We start from the raw sequence: 21942 nt of genomic DNA on the forward strand, positions 1-21942 counted from the left end.
TAGTCGATAAAGAACCGTAAAAACAAGCCCTCTTACATTACTAAGAGGGCTTCTTCTTTTTAACGGGATTAAGAAAACTCTATTTAATGAAAGCAGGGTCCAGCATATGCCAAGTTTGGACGCCTTGGTTTTTAGGTAATTTTCGTTATGAGGATTCTTACCTTCTTGCAGGGATACTCTGTCGATAACGTTAATGCCTGCTTTTTCAAGCGCCTTTACTTTTCTTGGGTTGTTCGTCATCAAGCGCACTTGTTTGACACCCAAGTAGCCTAACATCCCCTGGCAGAACTCGTATCGACGCATATCTGCAGGAAAACCTAGGCGCTCGTTAGCCTGAACCGTGTCTGCACCGTCGTCTTGAAGGTGATAGGCTCGAACTTTGTTTAGCAGACCAATCCCTCGACCTTCTTGTCTGAGATAGAGCAGAATACCTGCGCCTTCATTGACGATGTTTTGCAGTGCCCGTGCCAATTGATATCCACAGTCGCAGCGGTCGCTAAACAGAGCATCGCCAGTCAAGCATTCGGAATGCAGGCGAATCAGAGGCGTATCAACCTGACTAATATCGCCGTAGACAAGGGCCAGATGTTCTTTGTCGTGTTCAAGTTCGACGAAAGCGTTCATTTGAAACTCACCCCATTGAGTGGGAAGTTTAGCGACATCGACAAATCGGGTTAGGTTGTATGGGGAAGTCGTGCATAGCTCAGCCCGAATTGTCATGAGGATTCTGCCTAAGTGATTTTCACCCGTGCCGTCTCCGCCGTCTCCCCAATACGAATCCTTGTGGGAATGTTCTTTGATTTCCTCACTACCAGTATTGACGAGCCAAAACGCAAGTTGCGAATTCTGGGAAAACTTCTCTCGAACGATAAAGTCCATGGTTTGCCACTTGATCTCCTCCCAATTGGCGCGCACTTCGTCTTGATACGTTCGGCTTAGCTCAAAGGCTTTTTCTGGTGTTGGAGCTGAATAGATTGCATTGATAATTTGTGGAGAGGTGAACTTTTTGGCTTGGTAATAATGCTCACTCGTGGGCCATACTTTGCTTTCTAAGAGAATATTTGAAGGGTAGAAGTTGGAAAGAAAACCGTGTTCGTCGAAGGGTTCATAAAATAAGATTGGGTCTGCCATCATAATGCTCCATTGTGCATGGTTTGTTGTGCAGTGTTGCAATGCAACCGGATGCTTTGGTCGAACAACTTAAATTTAGTTCTTATCAATAAAATCGTCAATTAATGAGCAGAAGATCTCGTAACATCGAGAAAGGGCTATAGTGGGCAGCATAAAAAAGTCCTCTTAACTGGAGAACAGTTAAGAGGGCTTAATTTAAACTCAGCGGATTCAGGCTAATTTAGTGTGTTAGGTAGTGCTTAACAAATTCTGTCACTTTAACAATGTCATCAACAGTGATGAACTCTTCAGTCGTATGAACTTTCGCCATACCAGTAGAGATGTTGACTGTCGTTAGGCCTTTCTCGTTAAAGTTGTTTGCATCGCTACCGCCGCCAGTACCTTTTGTGAAAGGTTCTGCACCGATCGCTTCGAACGACGCTTTTACTGATGCGATGTGCGGATGATCGTCAGCAATAACAAATGCATTGTATGCACGTGTTGAATTGATTTCTAGCTCAGCACCGTGTTTGTCTGCAGCCGCTTGGAATGTGCTTACCATATGGTCAACTTGTGCTGCCAACTTGTCAGCGTTTAAAGAGCGCGCTTCCGCAACGATCTTGATTTCTGGCATTACGATGTTAGTCGCTTGACCACCTTCAACAACACCAATGTTTGCTGTGGTTTCTTCGTCAATACGAAGTAGGTTCATTTGAGAGATCGCATCTGCAGCAACACCAATCGCACTGATACCTTCTTCAGGGCAAGACCTGCGTGTGCAGGGCGGCCTTTGATGATGGCTGTCATAGACTGTTGGCCTGGCGCCGCGTTAACGATAGTGCCAATTGGGCCGCCTGTGTCTAGAACCACACATTTTTCAGATTGAATTTCAGACATGTCGAAGTGAAGTGAACCTTGTAGGCCGCCTTCTTCATGAACAGTGAATGCAATTTCGATTGTCTTGTGGTCTAGGTTTTCTGCTTGGATGCAGCGAACGGCTTCCATGATTGCTGCGATGCCAGATTTGTCATCGCCACCAAGAATAGTGTCGCCTTTAGAACGGATGACGCCATCTTCCAGAATAGGCTCGATGCTGTTACCAGGGGCTACGGTATCCATGTGGCAGCTTAATACAACGCTGTCTTCGATCTTGCCTTCTAGCGAGCATAAATGTTGTGGCCGTTAGATACTTCTGCAGGAACTGGTAGCTTCTTTACTGTAAAGCCCATGTCACCAAGCTGTTCAGCAATCGCTTCAGAAATCGCTTTCTCGTTGCCAGACTCGCTGTCAATTTTGATTAAGTCAAAGAAATGGTTAATCAGACGTTCTTGGTTGATAGTTGTCATTGTTTTACCTCTTGGGGGAACAGAAGCACGAGTTTACCAACATTTTTCTCTGTAGATCTGAGCTAGGTCAATGGAAGTACCTGTAAATGGGTGTGAATGATGAAACTAAATTCGATAATTTAACCTTGGTATAGATAAGGTTATAAGGGGGAATACATCGTAGGTTTACAAAATGATCTAGATTGTAATTCACTGATGGACTCTATTTGGTCCAAAAATCAATCAATTAAGTAGCAATCTTTTATTGTTGTGCTTTTGTAAATAAAAAGTTACAACAAATGCGATGTAACGGATTTTGGTTCACATCTTCCCAAATATCGCTCCTTACTTCACCTTTATATGAGTGCAATGAAATGTTTAACAGGAGTGAACAATGTCTACAGCTGTATCGAAACCTATGCAAGCATTTAACTCGGTGAACCCTCTAGGTACCGACGGTTTTGAGTTTGTTGAATATACCGCCGCTGACGCAAAGGGTATTAATGATCTCAAAGCACTCTTCTCCTCACTTGGATTTGCAGAAATCGCCAAGCACCGTTCTAAGGAGGCGTGGTTATATCGACAAGGTGACATCAATTTTATTGTGAATGCGCAGCCGCATAGTCAAGCTGAAAGGTTCGCTAAGGAACATGGCCCGTCTGTTTGTGGTATGGCTTTTAGAGTCGAGGATGCCAGTGTTGCCCTTAACCATGCATTAAGTGAAGGCTCGACGGAGTACAAAACCGAAATTGGCCCAATGGAGCTAAGCATTCCAGCGATTTATGGGATTGGCGAAAGCTTGCTTTACTTTGTTGATCGTTATGGTAGTCAAAGCATCTACGATGTGGATTTTAAATTCTATGATGACTTTGAGCAGCGTTTATCGCGCAAAGATGTTGGTTTGTACGAGATTGACCATCTCACGCATAACGTCAGACAGGGTCAAATGGATGTATGGTCGGGTTTTTATGAAAGGCTCGGCAACTTCAGAGAGATTCGCTACTTCGACATCGAAGGAAAGCTCACGGGGCTGGTCAGTCGTGCAATGACTGCGCCGTGCGGAAAAATTCGTATCCCAATCAATGAATCTTCTGACGATAAATCGCAAATCGAAGAGTTTATTCGCGAATACAACGGTGAAGGCATCCAGCACATCGCACTGACGACAGATGATATCTACACTACAGTGAGAACGCTGCGTGAACGAGGCATGGATTTCATGCCTACACCAGATACCTATTATGAAAAAGTCGATCAAAGGGTAGAAGGCCACGGTGAAGATGTCAGCGAGTTAAAAGAACTGGAGATCTTGATAGATGGAGCGCCAATGAAAGATGGCATATTGCTCCAAATCTTTACCCAAACAGTCATAGGGCCGGTGTTCTTTGAGATCATTCAGCGCAAAGGCAATGAAGGCTTTGGTGAAGGTAACTTCAAAGCACTGTTCGAGTCGATTGAAGAGGATCAGATTCGACGCGGTGTTCTTGATGCAGGAACAAAGGGATAGGAGCATTAAATGAGTCGTAAATGGATAAGTTTTCCTCACAAAGAAGGGACATGCTCAAAGCAAGCCCATGCAGACTTCCCGAAAGACGCGCTTTATGAGCGAGAAGCGGGCCGCGAGGGATTCTTCGGTCCGGCGAGTCACTTTCACCATCGACATGCGCCTACCGGTTGGCGTGAATGGCAAGGCGAGCATAGGCCAAGAGCGTTTAATTTCAATCATGTTGAGGGCACGACGCAAGATTCACCTTGGGATGTCCCTTCGTTGCTACACAATAAAGAGTGTTCGGTTCGAATCTGGAAGTTGGCTGAGCCGATGCCTAATCTAGTTCGCAATGCTGATGGTGATGATCTGCTCTTCATACATCGAGGCAGCGCTGAGTTCTATTGCGATTATGGCCATATGAGCGTAAAGGAGGGGGATTATGTGATGATCCCACGTTCTACCAATTGGCGTCTTGAACCCAAACAGCCGATGTTTGTATTGCTGATTGAAAACAGTGGCTCTTCGTACGCATTGCCTGAGCGGGGCAGCGTTGGTAATCATGCGGTCTTTGACCCAGCTGTGCTTGATGTGCCGAAAATCAATGACGAGTTCAAAGCACAGTATTCTGAGAACGAAACGCGAGTCTTGATGAAGCGGCATGATAGCGTGAACACCATTACTTATCCTTTTAATCCGTTAGATGCCATTGGTTGGCATGGGGATTTGTCTGTGGTGAGACTGAACTGGCGCGATATCCGTCCGCTTATGTCTCATCGCTATCATCTGCCACCCTCGGCACATACCACATTTGTGGGCGCAGGTTTTGTGGTGTGTACGTTTGTACCAAGACCGATTGAAAGTGACCCAGATGCGTTGAAAGTGCCTTTCTATCACAACAATGACGATTATGACGAAGTACTTTTCTACCATGCAGGAGACTTTTTTAGTCGAGACAATATTGAAGCAGGCATGGTGACATTCCACCCTGCAGGGTTTACTCATGGCCCACACCCCAAAGCCTTTCAAGCAGGGTTGGAGTACAAGAAGAAGTTTACTGATGAAGTCGCAGTCATGATTGATACCAGAAATCCTCTGGAATTTAGCGATCAGGCGACTCAAGTCGAAAACTCTGAGTATGTATACAGCTGGAAAAACCAACCAGAGAGCAGTGATTAGGGTCTGTTGATCTTTCATCAGTGATGAATGAGCATGTGAATAAGGAGTCAATATGAAGTTAGCGACGCTCAAAAATGGGACTAGAGATGGTGCTTTGGTGGTTGTGAGTAAGGATTTATCGCAGTGCATCGTCGTTGACGACGTTGCACCAACCATGCAGTACGCGTTAGATAATTGGTCGCGTGTGAGTCCACTCCTTGAAGAAATCTACCTTGGGTTAAATCAAGGCATCTTGCTCCAAGCTCACACATTTGTTCAAAACCAATGTGAATCGCCATTACCCAGAGCTTATCAATGGGCCGATGGCTCGGCGTATGTCAATCACGTGGAGTTGGTTAGAAAAGCACGTGGCGCGGAGATGCCCGATAGTTTTTGGACTGATCCTTTAATGTATCAAGGTGGCTCTGACTCGTTTATTGGCCCTCGCGATCCCATTGCAATGGAAAGTGAAGAGTGGGGTATCGACTTCGAGGGGGAAGTCGCTGTAGTTACAGGTGACGTGCCTATGGGTTGCAGCTTAAAACAGGCGCAGGAAAGCATTAGGTTACTCATGCTGGTGAATGATGTCTCACTCAGAGGCCTTATTCCCGATGAGTTGGCTAAAGGGTTTGGCTTTTTCCAATCCAAACCCTCTTCAGCATTCTCGCCGGTTGCGGTTACGCCCGATGAGCTAGGTGATGACTGGCAAGGCAGTAAGGTGAAGTTGCCATTACGCTCAACCTTCAATCATAAGCCGTTTGGTCACCCCAACGCTGGAACGGACATGACCTTTAACTTTTCAGAGTTGATTCGACATGCGGCAAAGAGCCGCCCTCTATCTGCGGGCGCAATCATCGGCTCTGGTACCGTATCCAATAAGCAAGGGACCGACTTTGGCACATCCGTTGCTGAAGGTGGCGTGGGTTATTCTTGTATCGCCGAGGTTCGTATGATCGAAACCATACGCGATGGCCAGCCAAGCACTTCGTTTATGCGATTTGGCGACACAATCAAAATGGAAATGCTCGATCATCAAGGTAACTCGATTTTCGGCTATATTGAACAGGAAGTGATTCAATATGTCCACCAAGACAGCAATGATGGTTTAGGCCACCCGATTCAACTTTTTGGGTATTGGCGCTCATCTGCGACGTATCGAGTACGCATCGCGTTAGCACTAAAAGGTATCGAGTATGAGCTAGTGCCAGTGCACATGCTAAAAAATGGGGGAGAGCAGCATTCGGATAGCTTTCATCAGCTCAATCCGAATGAGCTAGTTCCGGTGCTAAAGCAGGGAAGTGTCGAGATTAATCAGTCTTTGGTTATCATAGATTATTTAGATGACCACTTTTCTTCGCCACGTCTTACGCCCGAGAAGGGACAAAAGAAATACCTGATTCAGTCTTTGGCACAAGACATTGCCATTGATATCCATCCTATCAACAATCTACGAGTGGGTGAGTATCTTGTGTCGAGTTACGGCGTCACTGGAGAGCAAAAGGTTCAGTGGATGCAGAACTGGATAGAGCGAGGTTTTAATGCTCTGGAAGAACGCATTGTAAAATGCCGAGGCCGGTTCTGTGTAGGTGACTCCGTGTCGCTGGTGGATGTTTGCTTGGTTCCACAAGTCTACAACGCGAAGCGGTTCGGTGTTGATATGACTCAGTTTCCGAATCTGAATGAGATTGACCTTTACTGCAATACTCTAGACGCCTTTGTTGATGCTCATCCAAGCAACCAACCTGATGCTGAACCCTAGTGTGAGTATCCGGTAGGTCTACTATTAGTGACTGGTTGCTAAAGAAACCGCTCTGGTGCATCAGAGAACACGCCGTTTAGATTTTTCAGGTGTCGTAGCTTGTTTGGATTATTGACGGTGTAACACCATACTTGATAGCCATGTTGATGTAGCGTGTCGACAGTCTTCTTTGAGGTAAGTTCAATATTGAGGTTACAGCCTGTCGCTTCAACTTCTGCGAGCAGTGGTAATAGGCGAGGGGAAAAGCGTTCGCTTAAAACTGAACGTTTAAAAGACGGCAACTCACGATGCAGTAATCGCATCACATGGTGGTTAAAACTCGAAAAGTGGATTCGATCAGAGGGAAATGTACCCAACGGGGCTGTTGCCGACTCTAACGTAGTTTTAAGCAGTGCAACAACGTTAGCAACGTCGTGGCGATCCACTTTCACTTCTAGATTTACGCTCAGATCATGAGGTTCGATAAGCGTGAGCAATTCTTCCAAGGTCATTAGCTTTTCGCCGACAAACTGACTATCGAACCAACCGCCAAAGTCCAGCTTCTTCAATTGGTCTAAAGTGCATTCATCTAGTCGCCCTGAGCCATTACTACATCTGTCGAGGGTATGGTCGTGACATACGACCAATACACCATCTCGGGTTGGTTGAATATCGACTTCAATCCATTTTAGGCCAAGATCGATGGCTGCCAATATGCTCGAGCGAGTGTTTTCTGGATAGTGGAGGGCAACGCCTCGATGGCCAATTACAGTGAGCGTCATATTACTTAGTGTCTTTCTTTTTTGATGGGTGTTAGTTTATCACTAAGTCAGCAAAGCAGAAGGTTAAACGAAAGGGAGAACAGTGGGATTTTACACAGCTCTGTCTTTTAGTTGATGAAACCCTGTCACAATCATGCTGTTGAGGTCAACAGGCCCTAGTCTTCTAACAAAATCTACTATAAGAGCTAACTGTGAATTCTGATCGCAAAGCCACCATCATACTTGTCATCGCGACATTACTTGCTGCATTAGGTTGGGTGTTTTCAAAAGAGTCGATTCAAGGCCTTCCACCATTCGGGTTTATTGGCTCGCGCTTTTTGATTGCGTCGATATGCCTACTTCCATTTTGTTACTCGTCACTTAAAAAGGCGAAATGGAAAGATCTCGCCTCATCGTCGTTGGTCGGCGTGTTATTAGCTGGTGCGATTCTGAACTGGATCTATGCGATTTCCATCAGTGAAACACTAGGTGAAGGGGCGTTCATTGTAAGCCTCTCTATGCTTATTGTGCCGTTGGTGGGGTGGGCGCTGTATCGAGTACGACCAACTCGCGCCTTTTGGATCTCTCTACCTTTTGCGGTAATAGGCTTGGCGCTATTGTCGCTGTCTGGTGGTTGGCAAGTGTCCGTCAGCCAATTAGCATTCTTAGGCTGTGCAACCATGCTCGCGATTCATTTCAACGTAAACAGTCTCTACTCACAGAAGCTACCAACCTTGCTATTAACCTGTGTTCAGCTTTTTACTGTCGGCTGCATCGCGTTACTTGTCTCTTGGCTGTTTGAAGAAGTGCCTTCGCAAATTGATTCATCGATTTGGGTTTGGTTTGCAATGAGTGTGCTTTTAGCTACAACCTTGCGCTACGTTATGCAGACCCTTGGACAAAAATACACATCATCAGCTAATGCAGCACTTGTGATGATATTAGAGCCCGTTTGGACAGTGGTTTTGAGTGTCCTTTGGTATGGTGAGCAACTTTCGACATTGAAAATGGTGGGGTGCGTACTGATATTGTTTTCACTGGTGGTGTATCGAACTCAAGGACGTTTCAAGCTATTCAATAATGGGCGTACAAATAATCACCAGTAACAAGTTTTATGTCCTAATAAAGTCTATTTTCGTGGTTTCATTTCCTGTTTTTGGTTTTAAAGGCGATATTAAATTTGTCGATTTAACGCCTTGTGCTTAAACTATCCCTAAAGCTACAAATCAGGGATTGTATATGAAAATTGGTGTAATCGGCGCAGGTGCAGTCGGCGTAGGTATCTGTAATTACTTGCTAACCATTGGCAGTATTAGCGAACTTGTTCTGCTTGACCAGAATCTTGAGAGAGCAGAAGGCGAAGTGTTCGATTTTCGCCACACTTCGGCATTAACGTTCTCCAAGAACACGCACATTGTTCCCACAGATGATTATCTATCTTTAATTGGCGCCGACATTGTTGTCATCACAGCGGGTGCTCAAATTAAGCAAGGCCAAACACGAATGGACCTAGCTGAGATTAATGCCAAGATCGGCTTAGATATCGCGAAAAATGTTGAGCGTGTGGCACCAAAAGCGACATTGATTGTCGTGACCAATCCTTGCGATTTGGTTGCGCACTTTATTGTAAAAAATACCGACTTTCCGGCTTCTCGAGTGATCAGTAGTGGGTGTGTAATTGATACTGCGCGTCTGATGACCATTGTGGCTAACCGAGTGAATCTCGATCCGAAAAACGTGTTTGGGTATGTGCTTGGTGAACACGGCGCGAACTGTTTCACGCCAAAGAGTTTGATAAGCATTGCAGGGCAGCCAGCAGACTACTTCTGCGATACCCATAACCTAGACCGTATTGATGCTGATGAACTATTGGAATCAGTGAAACAAGCAGGTTATGAGATCTTTAAGCGCAAGCAAAATACCACTCATGGTATTGCCGCCAGTGTCTTCCGTATCATTCAGGCCATCATGATTGATGAGCGCTCAGTATTGCCCGTTGCAACAATGATGGAAGGTCAGTATGGGTTTAATAATGTCATGTTGAGCATGCCAACAATCGTTGGTAAGAATGGCGCAGAGTCTGTACTGATTCACCCATTCACAGAAGCCGAGCTAGGTGAACTGAATCAGATTGTCGAAAAGATTGCTGAGGATGTTAAAGCTGTGGCTCAGGCGACAGGTTTGAAGGCTTAACGAAGCCAGTGCATCTGATAAATGAAAGAGGGCTCTTATGAGCCTCTTGACGTATTTTATATGGGTAAACTCGGTTATTTATCTTGATAAGGGAAAATCAGTTCGTCAGTGTTGATGCCAGCTTGCTTAGCAATGCGTAAGTACTTTTTCATTTTATAATCGGGTAGGGTTTGAGCACGAGACAAGATCCAGAAATAGTCAGTGTTGTAACCGGTAACCAGTGCCGCTGAGTAATCTTCTTCTAGGTAGAACACAACATAACTGCTGTAGAACGGCCCCCAGAACGAGACTTTTAAGTGGCCAATGTCAGTTTGCTCAACAAACTTAGCGTTGCCGACGGCTTCTTGCCATGCTTGCTCTTCTTCATCCCAACCTCGGTTAATAACCTGAACACTGCCATCATCCAGCTCTGAATATTCTGCAGTAACGTGAGTTAAACCACGTTCAAAACTATGGTCTAAACGAGCCACTTCATACCACTTGCCAAGGTAAGCGGGGAGATAAAAGTCGTCTACAGGACGGACGGTTTCCGGTGTGCCTATACAGCCAGAAAGAGCAACTAGGGCTAGTAAGCAAATAAATAAGCGCTGAACTTTTCTCATAGTATTGATACCGCTTCACTTGATGAGTTGTTAATTGATACCTAGCACTAAGCATAGCTGAAAGTTAGATATCTAGTTGGATTCTAAAAGAAAATATTCGACATTGTCGACAGTTCTATTAATAACCTATTGTAGGTCTTATTAAACGTTTTTGGTTTCTCGGTGAGGTTTATGACAATATGTGAAAAAATACTCGCAAGAACATAGGCTTCAAGATGGCCGAAATCTTATTTGTCACACAAATAATTTGCAAAGCTAATTAACATGCAAACGTTTGTATCGGTAAATTTGAATGTTCTTCCCTTAGATATGGCCTCGTAGATAGTCAGTTCTGAACTGTCTGAATTTTTCATCCTTCATCACTCTTGAACCAATATTTCAAAGAAATCCGTTACTAATATTCACCAAAAAGTTTCAAATGTAATTAATTTACGAAATAATGCAGTTCTTGTTGCACGACAAAGGCGTAACTTTTGTGTGGATAATTGTTAAAGCTAAGTTGTGTAATATCGCATCAAACACGCTACCCCTTTAGGGTTAATCTGGGGGTGTAATTGACTTACATCATATTTTCATTTTCTTACACAATCGACAATGCGCTCAGTTCAGTAGCGTTTTTAAAACGACTACTAAAAAAATAACCTTATCAGGAAGTCTTATGAGCAAGTTGAAACTCGTTGTCATTGGTAATGGCATGGTTGGTCACCGCTACATCGAAGATCTGGTTGAAAAAACCGATGTGTCGAAGATGGACGTCACCGTATTCTGTGAAGAGCCACGCGTCGCTTACGACCGCGTTCACCTATCTTCTTACTTTTCACACCATACCGCCGACGAGCTATCGCTTGTAAAAGAAGGCTTCTACGAAAAACACGGCATCAACATTTTGGTTGGTGAGCGCGCGATTAACATTAACCGTGAAAAGCAAACCGTTTACTCAAGCACTGGCCGTGAAATCCAATACGACAAGTTGATCCTTGCGACAGGTTCATACCCATTTGTACCACCAATCAAGGGTAACGAGAGCAAAGACTGTTTTGTTTACCGTACTATCGAAGATCTAAAAGCCATCGAAGCAACAGCGAAGAAAAGTAAAAGCGGCGTGGTAATCGGTGGTGGTCTGTTAGGCCTTGAAGCAGCTGGCGCATTGAAAGCATTGGGCGTGACAACACACGTTGTTGAGTTTGCACCGAAACTGATGGCAGAACAGCTAGACCAAGCAGGTGGTGATCAACTTCGCCAGAAGATTGAGCGCATGGGTGTGCATGTTCACACTAGCAAGAACACACTTGAGATCGCGCCAGAAGGTACTGAAGCTCGTAACGTTATGCGTTTTGCAGACGGCACCGAGCTTGAAACAGACTTCATCGTATTCTCAGCAGGTATTCGCCCACAAGACAAACTTGCTCGTCAAATGGGCTTAGGTATTGCGCCTCGTGGTGGTATCGAAATCAACAACCACTGCCAAACGTCTGACAAGAACATCTACGCGATTGGCGAATGTGCATCTTGGAATCAAACCTTCTATGGCTTGGTTGCACCAGGTTACAAAATGGCAACGGTTGCAGTAGACCACCTTGTTGGCAACGAAAGCCAATTTGAAGGTGCAGACATGAGCGCAAAGCTAAAATTGCTTGGCGTGAAAGTAGGCTCAATTGGTGATGCAAATGGTCGCACTCCAGGTTGTAAGAGCTATGTATACCAAAACGAAGAGCAAGAAGTTTATAAGCGTCTAATCGTTTCTGAAGACAACAAGAAGCTGCTTGGCGCTGTAATGGTGGGCGATACATCGGATTACGGTGACTTACTGCAATTGATGCTTAACGAAATCGACCTGCCAGAGCATCCAGACACATTGATTCTTCCAGCACACGCTGGCGCAGAAAAGCCAACACTAGGCGCAGACGCATTACCAGAAAGCGCGGTAATTTGTTCATGTTTTGATGTAACTAAGGGCAAAGTGGCACAAGCGGTTGCAGACGGCCACCATACGATTGCTGACATCAAGGCAGTAACGGGTGCGGGCACGGGTTGTGGTGGTTGTATTCCATTGGTGACTTCTGTGTTAAACGCAGAGCTAGCAAAGTCGGGTATCGAAGTGAAGAACGATATCTGTGAGCACTTTGCTTACTCGCGCCAAGAACTGTTCCACCTAATCCGTATCGAAGAGATCAAAACTTTTGAAGAGCTTCTTGAGAAGTACGGCAAGGGTTACGGCTGTGAAGTGTGCAAGCCAGCGGTGGGTTCTATCCTTGCGTCTTGCTGGGGTGAGCACATTCTAAAACCTGAACTGGTTAAGCTACATGACACTAACGATAACTTCCTAGGCAACATGCAAAAAGACGGGACTTACTCTGTCATCCCTCGTATGGCGGGTGGTGAAGTAACGCCTGAAGCATTGAAAGTGCTGGCTGAAGTTGCGGCAGAATACAACCTTTACACCAAAGTGACAGGTGCACAGCGTATTGGTTTGTTCGGCGCTCAGAAAGATGACCTTCCAGCCATTTGGAAAAAACTGGTTGCAGCAGGCTACGAAACGGGTCAAGCGTACGCAAAAGCACTGCGCATGGCGAAGACGTGTGTAGGTTCAACTTGGTGTCGCTACGGTGTTCAAGACTCTGTTGGCCTTGGCGTAATGATCGAAAACCGTTACAAGGGCATCCGTACTCCGCACAAGATGAAGTTTGGTGTATCAGGCTGTACTCGTGAATGTGCTGAGGCTCAAGGTAAAGATTTAGGTATCATCGCAACAGATGCGGGCTGGAACATGTATGTGTGTGGTAACGGTGGCATGAAGCCTCGTCATGCTGATTTGCTTGCAAGTGACTTAGACGAAGAAACACTGATCAAATACATCGACCGCTTCATGATGTTCTACATTCGTACGGCTGCGCCGCTACAGCGCACATCTGTATGGCTAGAGAACATGGAAGGTGGCGTAGATTACCTTCGTGAAGTCATCGTTGATAACAAGCTGGGCATTAATGAGCAGTTAGAAGCAGATGTTGCAAAACTGGTTGCTGAATTCCGCTGTGAATGGACAGACACCATCAATGATGAAACTCAACAGAAGCGTTTCTCTCACTTTATCAACTCTGATAAGCGTGACGACAACGTTATGTTCGTCGACGAGCGTGCACAGCACCGTCCTGCGACATACACAGAGAAACATCCTGAAGCAGTTTCCCCAAAAGTACAGGGCGACATCCTTCACGTAGAAGTGACTGAATAAGAGCGGAGTAGGCATCATGGCATTTGAAAAAGTATGTGAAATCACAGACATCGTTCCAGGCACTGGCGTTTGTGCATTGGTAAAAGACCAACAAGTGGCAGTCTTTCGTCCTTCAGAAACGGAAGAAGTATTTGCTATCAGCAACATGGACCCATTTGCTCGTTCAAACGTGTTATCACGCGGTTTGATCGGTGAGCACAAAGGTGAGCTTTGGGTAGCAAGCCCGTTGAAGAAACAGCACTTTAACCTAGCAACAGGTGCGTGCATGGAAGATGAGCGTTTCAGCGTGAAAGCATTCAAAGCGCGAGTTGTAAAAGGCGCCGTTGAGATTGCTGGCTAATTGATAAATCAAATGGGCTCATCGATGTACCGTGAGCCTGACTTGAAGAGTCAATAGATTAAAGGTTCCCGCTTTTCGAAGTAGGGTCGCTTAAGCGAGGAGCCTTTCCCTATTAACTTTTTAATCTTTTAAACTTACGGAGAGACAATGATGTCTGACTTTAAACCTGCTGAATTCGTGCAAACGATGATTAACGTTGGTGAAGCAAAAACAAAAACCAACGCGCGTGACCTAATCTTGCGCGGCTTTATGGCTGGTATCATCCTTTCGCTAGCGGTAGTTCTAGCATTAACCACGATTACTCAAACTGGTATCGGTGTTGTTGGTGCACTAGTGTTCCCAGTAGGCTTTGTAATCTTAAGTATCATGGGTTACGACCTAGTGACAGGTGTATTTGGTCTTGCTCCTCTAGCAAAATTTGAAAACCGCCCAGGCATTACATGGAACCGCGTTCTACGTTGCTGGGGTTTGGTTGGCCTAGGTAACCTTCTGGGCTCAATCTTTATCGCTTACATCGTGACTCTTTCAATGACACATAACTTCACAACCGATGGCGGCGCAGTAGCAAAAACAATCATCAACGCTTCAACAGCACGTTCTGCAGGCTTCGAAGAGATGGGTGTGAACGGTTGGATCACGTGTTTCGTTCGCGGCATTCTATGTAACCTAATGGTGTGTCTAGGCGTAATTGGTAACATGACGGCACGTCGTCTAAGTGGCCGTATCGCAGCGATGTGGTTCCCAATCTTCATCTTCTTCGCGCTTGTATTTGAGCACGCGGTAGTAAACATGTTCCTATTCCCACTAGGTATGATGCTGGGTGCTGATTTTGGTATCGCGACTTGGTTGAACTACAACCTTATCCCAACCATCCTAGGTAACATCGTTGGTGGTCTTGTATTCACTTGTATTCCTCTTTACCTAACGCATGCTAAAACAGCGCCTGCGCTAGATTCAGAAGAAGTGGTTGAAGCAAAACCTGCATTTGACGCTAAATAATTGCCTCTGAAAGTTTTATAACTTGATGGAATGAATAGAGCCCTAAGGAACGGTACTTGGGGCTCTTTTTTTGATATTAGTGAAGTGCTAATGGATTGATTCTCAGAATAGCCATTAATGAAACTGTTCAATTAGATCATTTGGTTATAAATATTTCCGACTTAGTTCAAATTAATGCTGATGTTTTCTTTCAACAACTGATAGTCTTAAAAGTTGTAAGGAAAACAAGTAAAACAATAAATTCACAAAGTTGTAGATTCAAAGGAATTGAATCGTTTGGAGCACAGAATGTCAGACAGTTATCAATCGCCAAATCAGTATCAAGCGCCAAAGCAGAAGGCGGGTTTTGTATCGTTGGTTGGCGCAGGGCCGGGCGACCCAGATCTACTAACGGTAAAAGGTTATCGCGTTATTCAACAAGCAGATGTGGTTGTATACGATCGTTTGGTGTCGCAAGATATCATTGATCTCGCCAACAAAGACGCCGAAATGATTTATGTCGGCAAACAGCTCGACTTTCACTATGTACCACAAGATCAGATCAACCAAATCTTGGCAGACAAAGCCAAAGAAGGTAAACATGTGGTTCGTTTGAAAGGGGGCGATTCCTTTATTTTTGGCCGTGGTGGTGAAGAGTTAGAGTTGTTGGCAGAGCAGGGTGTAAGCTTCGAAGTGATTCCAGGCATCACGGCTGCTGCTGGTGCGACATCTTATGCAGGCATTCCATTGACTCACAGAGACCACGCGCAGAGTGTGCAGTTTATTACTGGTCACGTTCAAAAAGATGGCAAAGAGATCCTTTGGGAATCACTCGCGCAACCTAATAATACATTGGTTTTCTACATGGGCCTTAAGCAGAGTGGCTACATTCAAGAGCAGTTACTGGCTAACAACTTCGACGAAGACATGCCATGTGCGATCATTGAAAATGGTACGCGTAAAGAACAAAAGGTTTTGACGGGTCAATTGAGTGAGCTTGCCGAGATGGCGAAGTCTGCAAAAAGCCCAGCGCTTATTGTTGTTGGCAGTGTGACGTCTTTGCACGAAAAACTGAACTGGTTTCAGTAATACAAAATTTTTGAAAGTAAAAAGGGAGTCGATTATCGACTCCCTTTTGGTTTTTGAGATGTTCTAATTTTTTCGTTTTGAATTCAGCACCTCAAGGGCAGAATCAAAGTCAAAGTCCTCTAACGCCCGGTGGACTTTGCCAAGTTCACCTGATGAAAGTCCAACAGCTTCGCTATTTGGTAGGTTATCAAGCAAATCCAACGCTTCTGTATCACTGTCTTCAACCAGTTGGATCAACTTGTTAAACACAGCGGGATCGAAGGCGTTATCGCTTTCTGACGAGCCAGAAGTATTATTGTCACTCGAAGCTAAATCAAGCTGCGCGATGAGCTCGCTTACGACAGTCTTGAGCTCTGTAAGCATGGTTTGCTTAAGCTCTGCGTTACCTAAGTCTTGTTCATAAGAAGCGGCGGTTTCGTGAAGAGCTTGCGCACCGATATTGCCCGATACACCTTTCAAGCTATGAACGTAACGTTTCGCGTCTTCATCTGCCTTAGATATTGCTTCGGTTACTTGTGCTTGATCTTGATAGCTCTCAACAAAGCGCCTTAACAAGCGAGAGTACAGGCGTGTATCTTTGTTTGCTCTCGCCAATCCGGTTTGTGTGTCGATACTCGTCAATTCGGGGATGATCACCTCGCCCTGAGGTGTACTATCTAAGGTTTCCGCTGTTGGCTCGGCCAATGCCTTAACTAATGATGCTTTCTGTTTGGGTGTTATCCATTGAGCTAGCGTTGCGAACATGGAACCGACATCTATTGGTTTAGCGATGATGTCGTTCATGCCAGATTGCTCTGCTTTCTCTTTGTCACGTTCCATAACATTGGCCGTCATGGCGATGATTGGAATTTCTTTATCTTCAAGCTGGCCGCGAATCATTTCAGTTGCTTCGTAGCCATTCATGATTGGCATTTGGCAATCCATCAGGATGCGTCGTAATCGTTAGCCTTGTAGTAATCAATGGCTTCACGACCGTTGTTGGCAACCGTTACTTTGATTTGCTGACTTTCTAGCAGCTCGATCGCTAACTCTTGGTTAATCTCGTTATCTTCGACGAGAAGTAGGTGAGCGCCCGCCAGTTTTTGTACGTTAGCCAGTTGAGCCTGTTCATCAAGATCCGAACGACTGACTCGTCCACTCTCAATACCAAATAGCGTAACAATCGCATCGAACAGGTGAGATGAGGAGACTGGCTTGTCGAGAATCATGGTTTCTGGCAGTTGGCGCTTGGCCATGGCCTCTTGCAGCTCTTCACGGCCAAATGCGGTGAGCATTAAAATACGTGGCAATTCATTCACAGCGTATTGACTGTAAAGGGCCTCGACAAAGTCGACACCTGTTTTACCAGGCATTTGCCAATCTGAAATAATCAGGTCAAATGGCGACCCCGCTTCTAGAGAGTCAGCGACTGTGTCTAACGCCTTATCGACCCGACTCACGCTGGTGGTTTGGAAGCCAAGTGATTGCAAGATATCTTCGACAATTAAACGGGCTGTCGCGTTGTCATCAACGATCAGAACATTAAGCTCGTTGAGTGGGACAGGTACATCGATCACTTCTTCCGCTAGGGTATGGCTCACCGCCATATCGACCGTGAAGGTAAACGTCGAACCTTTACCAAATTCACTGGTTACGGAAATGTCGCCGCCCATCATTTGGCTGAGCTGTTTACTGATCGCAAGGCCCAAGCCTGTACCGCCATACTTACGCGTGGTTGAAGAGTCTGCTTGGGTAAATTTGCTAAACAGCTTAGCCGTTTGCTCAGGCGTCATACCAATACCGCTGTCGGTCACTGAGAAGCGTAGAGTGACATTGTCACCGCTGCGTTTATCGACTTTAGCGTGAATTTTAATTTCGCCTTCTTCGGTGAATTTCACGGCGTTGTTGGCAAGGTTAATCAATATCTGCCCAAGTCTTAGTGGATCACCAACAAGGTTAGTGGGCACGTCTCGGTTGATGTGTATCAGAAGTTCTAACTCGCGTTCTGACGCTCTAAGCCCAATCAGGTTAGTGATGTTGTCGAGAACGTTCTGAAGGTGGAAGTCGACATTTTCAATATCAAGTTTACCTGCTTCGATCTTAGAGAAATCGAGAATGTCGTTGATCAAGCCTAATAAGGAATCGGCGGACAGCTTAACCTTGTGAATGTAATTGCGCTGAGCGTTGGTGAGTTCCGTTTTAAGTGCCAAGTAACTCATGCCAATAATCGCATTCATTGGGGTACGAATTTCATGACTCATGTTTGCTAGGAAATCGGATTTAGCTTGGTTGGCCGCATCTGCTTGATCACGTGCAATTTCAAGTTGCTCGGCAAAACGTTGTAAAGCTGATTGGGCTTTATGAGCTAACAAACCAAGTAAGAAGAGCATCGAAATGAAGAAGACGCCACCAATTGCAAGATAAAGCGTGAGGTTTTGCGAGCCCATGACAACATCGCGGCGCTCAGAATAGGCAGATTCCGCCATTGAAGATAAAGCGATGTAGTTTCTGTTGAGTTGGTTTATGTTGCCTGTTGCTTGTAGGTCAAGCTCTCTAAGCTGATGGAAAGCCGTCAGATAAGATTCCGCGTTTCGCTTGAGCATATCCGATTTTTCTCTTTCTCGAACGTTGTGTAGCTTAGGTTCAAGCTCAACCAACAGCGTAAACACGTCGTCTAACAGAGCTTCAACCATATCGGCGTTGGTCTCTTGTTGATGTGGGCCAACAGAAGCCGAGTAGTCTCGATAGTACTTCTTGATGTTACTGTTGATTTCTTGGAGTTGAAGAAGTGCGGTGTTGAGATCTAAACGATGATTGACCTCAGTTTGCAAGCTAGACACACCTTGTTGGTGTTGGTTTAGCGTTTCCTGCAGATGCGCACGAAGTGCAATCGCAGATCGAGTCAGTTCATCTCCAGCGATATCGACTTGGCCGATAATGTTCTTCTTCAACTGTGAGTTAATATTCTTAAGGCTTCTAAGTTGCGTAAATGTCACGTAGTAACGATTTTTGGCATTCTTGATTAACCTAAGGAGGTCCTGGCTCTCTTGAGTCGTGAGAGTCGCTTCGAGATCCTTAATCGTTGAATCAATTAGTTGCAGCTCAAGTTGTGCTTGACGAAACAGAGAATGCTCACCTTCTAACACATAACCTTTTTCATAATTCTGCGTGTTGGCGATTTGAGTGACGAGTCTTTGAGCTTCAATGGCTTGCTGCGTCGTCATTTTTACATGAGTACTTAACTCATCGACTTGCTCAACCCCTTTTTCAATCAGTTCCTTTTGTTGGGTTAGAGCATGATGAATGGTGTCACTCGCACTGTCGGCAAAATTTGCCATTAAAACACGAGTCTCTTGGCGTTTGGATTCTGTTTCAACATACTCCGTAAACTGAGAAGAATAGGTCGCGATGAGTTCACTCGCTTCTGGACTGAGGCCTTGTTCAACGCCTCTGTCAATAAGCGTCTGAACTTGTTCAAAAAGAACGATAGTATCCTGCGCCATATCGGGGTTGGGTAGTCGAATGTAATTTTGCTCGCTGACCTTTAAGCTGCCGAGGTTGGCGGCTATTTGAGCATCCGTCGAATATTGCTCGACAGTTTTAAATCGCTCACTTAATGAAAACCACGCGATGGTTCCCGCAACCAAAAGTAAAAATGAAGCAATAAAAAAACCAATGAGAATGCGCTTGGAATCAGCCGCATGCGCGTTTGCTTGATTCATTAAATATCCTTTTAAATATTAAAATTCGTCTTTGAATGAGTCGCGAATTTCCAACATCTCGTCTAGTTTGCTGATGAAGATTGGAACAAGAGTAGGATCGAAATGTTTCCCTGCTTCTTCTTCGATAAGACCGATGGCCTTTTCAACCGGCCACGCTTTTTTATAGGGCCTTTCGCTGGTGAGAGCATCAAATACGTCTGCTATTGCGACGATTCTCGCGCTCAGTGGGATGTCTTCGCCTTTCAATCTATGAGGATAGCCGCTGCCATCCCATTTTTCATGATGGTAAAGGGCAATCTCTTGCGCCAGTTTCAAAAGAGCTGAGTCGCTGTCTCCAATGATATCGCCACCGATTTGAACGTGTTGTTGCATGACGTCCCACTCTTCGTTATCGAGCTTGCCAGGTTTGCGAAGAACACGGTCAGGAATCCCGATTTTGCCGATGTCATGCATTGGCGACGCATGGAAGATAAGTTCAACCCAACGTTTGCTCACATCTAATTGCTCTGCAAGGATACGAGAGTAATGACTCATTCTGACAACGTGCATTCCCGTTTCGTTGTCTTTGTATTCGGCAGCGCGGCCGAGTCGTTGGATGATTTCTAATCGGCTCTGCTCGAGTTGTTGAGTTCGCTCTTTCACTTGCTCTGCCAAATCTAAATTTTGATTGTGCAGGGCAATGTGGGTCTTTACGCGTGCCTTTACGATAGGCGGACTAATCGGCTTGGTAATGTAGTCAACGGCACCCATCATAAAGCCTTTCTCTTCGTCAACAACCTCAGCTTTTGCGGTAACAAAGATGATCGGAATCTCGGCGGTATAGGGATTACTTTTCAGCTTTTCACATACCTCGTAGCCATCCATTTCCGGCATCATGATATCGAGTAGAATCAAATGAGGTTTAGGAGAACCAGAGGCGATTTGTAGTGCTTTCTGACCGTTAATAGCTGCTTTGATCTTGAAATCGGAAGATAGAACACCCGACAGCGTATGAATGTTGTCTGGAATATCGTCAACGACAAGTATAGTTGGTTTGTCTGGAGTCTGGCCTAGAGGCATAAACGTCCTTCCTTGGATGGGTGCTTGTTAAATCATTGTTGATATAATAGTAAATATTTTGTGTAAATTCATTGGTATAAATTGAATTGTAGAGGTTGCGATTTTATTTCACTTATGGTTTTCAATAGAATTTATCTATCGTAATAATTGTAAACTTCGATTTTATTCGTGCTTTCCATTTACTTACTCTGTTACCAAAGAAAACGAGTCAATATGAGTAGATAAATAATGAAAGCTTTGGTGGTCGAAGGTGGTGCAATGCGCGGCATATTCGCAGCGGGTGTATTAGATGCCTTTCTTGAAGAGAGCCACGATGATTATGACTTTGTGATGGGCGTGTCTGCTGGGGCATCCAATTTGATTGGATATTTAGCAAAGCAACCTAAACGAAGTTATCGAGTAATTACTGAACTTGCGACCCAGAAACGATTTATTGATCCGATGAGGTTTGTAAAAGGGGGCAACCTTATCGATGTGCAATGGCTGTTTGAGGAATCGAATCGACGATTTCCTTTTGATCAAGAGAAAATGTTTTCCTCTACACCATTTCTTGCCGCCGCGACAAACATCGAAACGGGTGACGCAGACTACTATCAGGTAACGGCTCAAAACTTCGCTAAAGCGATTGAAGCAACAACCGCATTGCCAATTGCATACAAGCAAACCCCTTGTTTCTCCGGCGGCTGTTACACTGACGGCGGTGTCGCTGATTCGATTCCAGTTAAGGAAGCGTATAGGCGAGGGGCTAAAGAGATCACTGTGATTCTGTCTCACCCTCTGAGCTATGAAATGCCTAAGTCGCGCAGTCAGTGGTTTATGGGTAGGTTGTTAAAACGACATCCTGAAATCGCGAACTCTATGAGTAAACGAGCTGAACGTTACAATGCGTCGCTCGATTTCATTCGAAACCCACCTAAAGATGCGTTGGTGCGAGTGATAGCGCCGCCGGAGAATTTTGCAGTGAAGCGCCTAACGATGAACCCAACGTTGCTGGATGACGGATACGAGATGGGAAGAAGCGCAGGACAAGCGCATTTGACCAATATCAGAGGAGAGCATGGCCTAACCGAAGAAAACTGTTATTTCTGTTTGTAAGTTTCTAGGGCGTGTTGATCTTTCAAGCTGATTTTTGCAGCACTTTGTGGGAAATTTATACAAGACAGAGGTTTT

14 protein-coding genes and 4 pseudogenes are annotated in these 21942 nt (G+C 45.1%); 11 read left to right on the plus strand and 7 right to left on the minus strand.

Going from position 1 to position 21942, the window contains the following annotated elements; all coding sequences use genetic code 11:
* Positions 1-79 precede the first annotated feature (79 nt).
* Positions 80-1131, minus strand: a pseudogene (ribA, locus tag UA76_RS23005) (GTP cyclohydrolase II).
* Between the two features lie 220 nt (positions 1132-1351).
* Positions 1352-2456: pseudogene (locus UA76_RS10530) on the minus strand (M20/M25/M40 family metallo-hydrolase).
* A gap of 397 nt (positions 2457-2853) precedes the next feature.
* Here UA76_RS10530 and hppD point away from each other — a divergent pair.
* The 4 genes and pseudogenes from hppD to maiA form a co-directional block, all read left to right on the plus strand.
* Entirely contained in the window at positions 2854-3942 is a 1089-nt protein-coding gene (hppD, locus tag UA76_RS10535; protein WP_047045795.1) for a 4-hydroxyphenylpyruvate dioxygenase, read from the plus strand.
* 9 nt (positions 3943-3951) lie between these two features.
* Complete coding sequence (locus UA76_RS10540; RefSeq protein WP_047045747.1) at positions 3952-5100, plus strand: homogentisate 1,2-dioxygenase; 1149 nt, start codon at positions 3952-3954, stop codon at positions 5098-5100.
* A 52-nt stretch (positions 5101-5152) separates the two neighbouring features.
* A pseudogene (locus tag UA76_RS24090) lies at positions 5153-6160 on the plus strand (fumarylacetoacetate hydrolase family protein); the annotation flags it as partial.
* 45 nt (positions 6161-6205) lie between these two features.
* Positions 6206-6838: pseudogene (maiA, locus tag UA76_RS24660) on the plus strand (maleylacetoacetate isomerase); the annotation flags it as partial.
* Positions 6839-6876: 38 nt separating this feature from the next.
* Here the strand turns inward: maiA and UA76_RS10550 are convergent.
* Positions 6877-7599 (minus strand): glycerophosphodiester phosphodiesterase family protein, encoded by a 723-nt coding sequence (locus tag UA76_RS10550; RefSeq protein ID WP_047045750.1) that lies wholly within the window; start codon positions 7597-7599, stop codon positions 6877-6879.
* A 191-nt stretch (positions 7600-7790) separates the two neighbouring features.
* On the opposite strand from UA76_RS10550, the gene UA76_RS10555 reads away from it, so the two are divergent.
* Both UA76_RS10555 and UA76_RS10560 read left to right on the plus strand, forming a co-directional pair.
* A complete protein-coding gene (locus tag UA76_RS10555) occupies positions 7791-8684 on the plus strand; it encodes a DMT family transporter (protein WP_047045752.1) in 894 nt (297 codons plus the stop codon).
* Positions 8685-8817: 133 nt separating this feature from the next.
* The gene (locus UA76_RS10560; RefSeq protein WP_047045755.1) at positions 8818-9771 is read left to right on the plus strand and encodes a lactate/malate family dehydrogenase; all 954 of its coding nucleotides are present in this window, start codon (positions 8818-8820) and stop codon (positions 9769-9771) included.
* Positions 9772-9845: 74 nt separating this feature from the next.
* Here UA76_RS10560 and UA76_RS10565 read toward each other — a convergent pair whose 3' ends face one another.
* Positions 9846-10373 carry a lipocalin family protein gene (locus tag UA76_RS10565; protein WP_047045757.1) on the minus strand — a complete coding sequence of 176 codons (528 nt, stop codon included), beginning with the start codon at positions 10371-10373 and terminating at the stop codon, positions 9846-9848.
* Positions 10374-11031: 658 nt separating this feature from the next.
* Here UA76_RS10565 and nirB point away from each other — a divergent pair.
* From nirB to cobA, 4 genes are all read left to right on the plus strand, one after another.
* Positions 11032-13605, plus strand: a complete 2574-nt coding sequence (gene nirB / locus UA76_RS10570) for a nitrite reductase large subunit NirB (RefSeq protein WP_047045760.1) — start codon at positions 11032-11034, stop codon at positions 13603-13605.
* A gap of 16 nt (positions 13606-13621) precedes the next feature.
* On the plus strand, positions 13622-13945 hold the full coding sequence (gene nirD / locus UA76_RS10575; RefSeq protein WP_047045763.1) for a nitrite reductase small subunit NirD: 324 nt from the start codon (positions 13622-13624) through the stop codon (positions 13943-13945).
* A 147-nt stretch (positions 13946-14092) separates the two neighbouring features.
* A complete protein-coding gene (locus tag UA76_RS10580; protein WP_047045766.1) occupies positions 14093-14944 on the plus strand; it encodes a formate/nitrite transporter family protein in 852 nt (283 codons plus the stop codon).
* 288 nt (positions 14945-15232) lie between these two features.
* Complete coding sequence (cobA, locus tag UA76_RS10585; RefSeq protein ID WP_047045768.1) at positions 15233-16012, plus strand: uroporphyrinogen-III C-methyltransferase; 780 nt, start codon at positions 15233-15235, stop codon at positions 16010-16012.
* A 63-nt stretch (positions 16013-16075) separates the two neighbouring features.
* On the opposite strand, the gene UA76_RS24665 is transcribed toward cobA, so the two are convergent.
* From UA76_RS24665 to UA76_RS10595, 3 genes are read right to left on the minus strand one after another with little or no spacing between them, the layout of a single operon-like run.
* Positions 16076-16924, minus strand: coding sequence for a response regulator (locus tag UA76_RS24665; protein WP_238322256.1), 849 nt, complete (start codon positions 16922-16924; stop codon positions 16076-16078).
* Positions 16925-16935: 11 nt separating this feature from the next.
* Entirely contained in the window at positions 16936-19713 is a 2778-nt protein-coding gene (locus UA76_RS10590; protein ID WP_238322257.1) for a hybrid sensor histidine kinase/response regulator, read from the minus strand.
* 18 nt (positions 19714-19731) lie between these two features.
* Entirely contained in the window at positions 19732-20772 is a 1041-nt protein-coding gene (locus UA76_RS10595) for a response regulator (RefSeq protein ID WP_047045771.1), read from the minus strand.
* 228 nt (positions 20773-21000) lie between these two features.
* On the opposite strand from UA76_RS10595, the gene UA76_RS10600 reads away from it, so the two are divergent.
* Positions 21001-21867, plus strand: coding sequence for a patatin-like phospholipase family protein (locus UA76_RS10600; RefSeq protein ID WP_047045773.1), 867 nt, complete (start codon positions 21001-21003; stop codon positions 21865-21867).
* Positions 21868-21942 lie beyond the last annotated feature (75 nt).

The sequence above is a fragment of the Vibrio mexicanus genome (assembly GCF_001012815.1).
Lineage (GTDB): Bacteria > Pseudomonadota > Gammaproteobacteria > Enterobacterales > Vibrionaceae > Vibrio > Vibrio mexicanus.

Excerpts from the sequence above, each read along its gene's own strand:
- hppD (WP_047045795.1), top strand. The coding sequence starts at position 2,854 with ATGCAAGCATTTAACTCGGTGAACCCTCTAGGTACCGACGGTTTTGAG.
- UA76_RS10540 (WP_047045747.1), top strand. The coding sequence starts at position 3,952 with ATGAGTCGTAAATGGATAAGTTTTCCTCACAAAGAAGGGACATGCTCA.
- UA76_RS10550 (WP_047045750.1), bottom strand. The coding sequence starts at position 7,599 with ATGACGCTCACTGTAATTGGCCATCGAGGCGTTGCCCTCCACTATCCA.
- UA76_RS10560 (WP_047045755.1), top strand. The coding sequence starts at position 8,818 with ATGAAAATTGGTGTAATCGGCGCAGGTGCAGTCGGCGTAGGTATCTGT.
- UA76_RS10565 (WP_047045757.1), bottom strand. The coding sequence starts at position 10,373 with ATGAGAAAAGTTCAGCGCTTATTTATTTGCTTACTAGCCCTAGTTGCT.
- nirB (WP_047045760.1), top strand. The coding sequence starts at position 11,032 with ATGAGCAAGTTGAAACTCGTTGTCATTGGTAATGGCATGGTTGGTCAC.
- nirD (WP_047045763.1), top strand. The coding sequence starts at position 13,622 with ATGGCATTTGAAAAAGTATGTGAAATCACAGACATCGTTCCAGGCACT.
- UA76_RS10580 (WP_047045766.1), top strand. The coding sequence starts at position 14,093 with ATGATGTCTGACTTTAAACCTGCTGAATTCGTGCAAACGATGATTAAC.
- cobA (WP_047045768.1), top strand. The coding sequence starts at position 15,233 with ATGTCAGACAGTTATCAATCGCCAAATCAGTATCAAGCGCCAAAGCAG.
- UA76_RS24665 (WP_238322256.1), bottom strand. The coding sequence starts at position 16,924 with ATGCCAATCATGAATGGCTACGAAGCAACTGAAATGATTCGCGGCCAG.
- UA76_RS10590 (WP_238322257.1), bottom strand. The coding sequence starts at position 19,713 with ATGAATCAAGCAAACGCGCATGCGGCTGATTCCAAGCGCATTCTCATT.
- UA76_RS10595 (WP_047045771.1), bottom strand. The coding sequence starts at position 20,772 with ATGCCTCTAGGCCAGACTCCAGACAAACCAACTATACTTGTCGTTGAC.
- UA76_RS10600 (WP_047045773.1), top strand. The coding sequence starts at position 21,001 with ATGAAAGCTTTGGTGGTCGAAGGTGGTGCAATGCGCGGCATATTCGCA.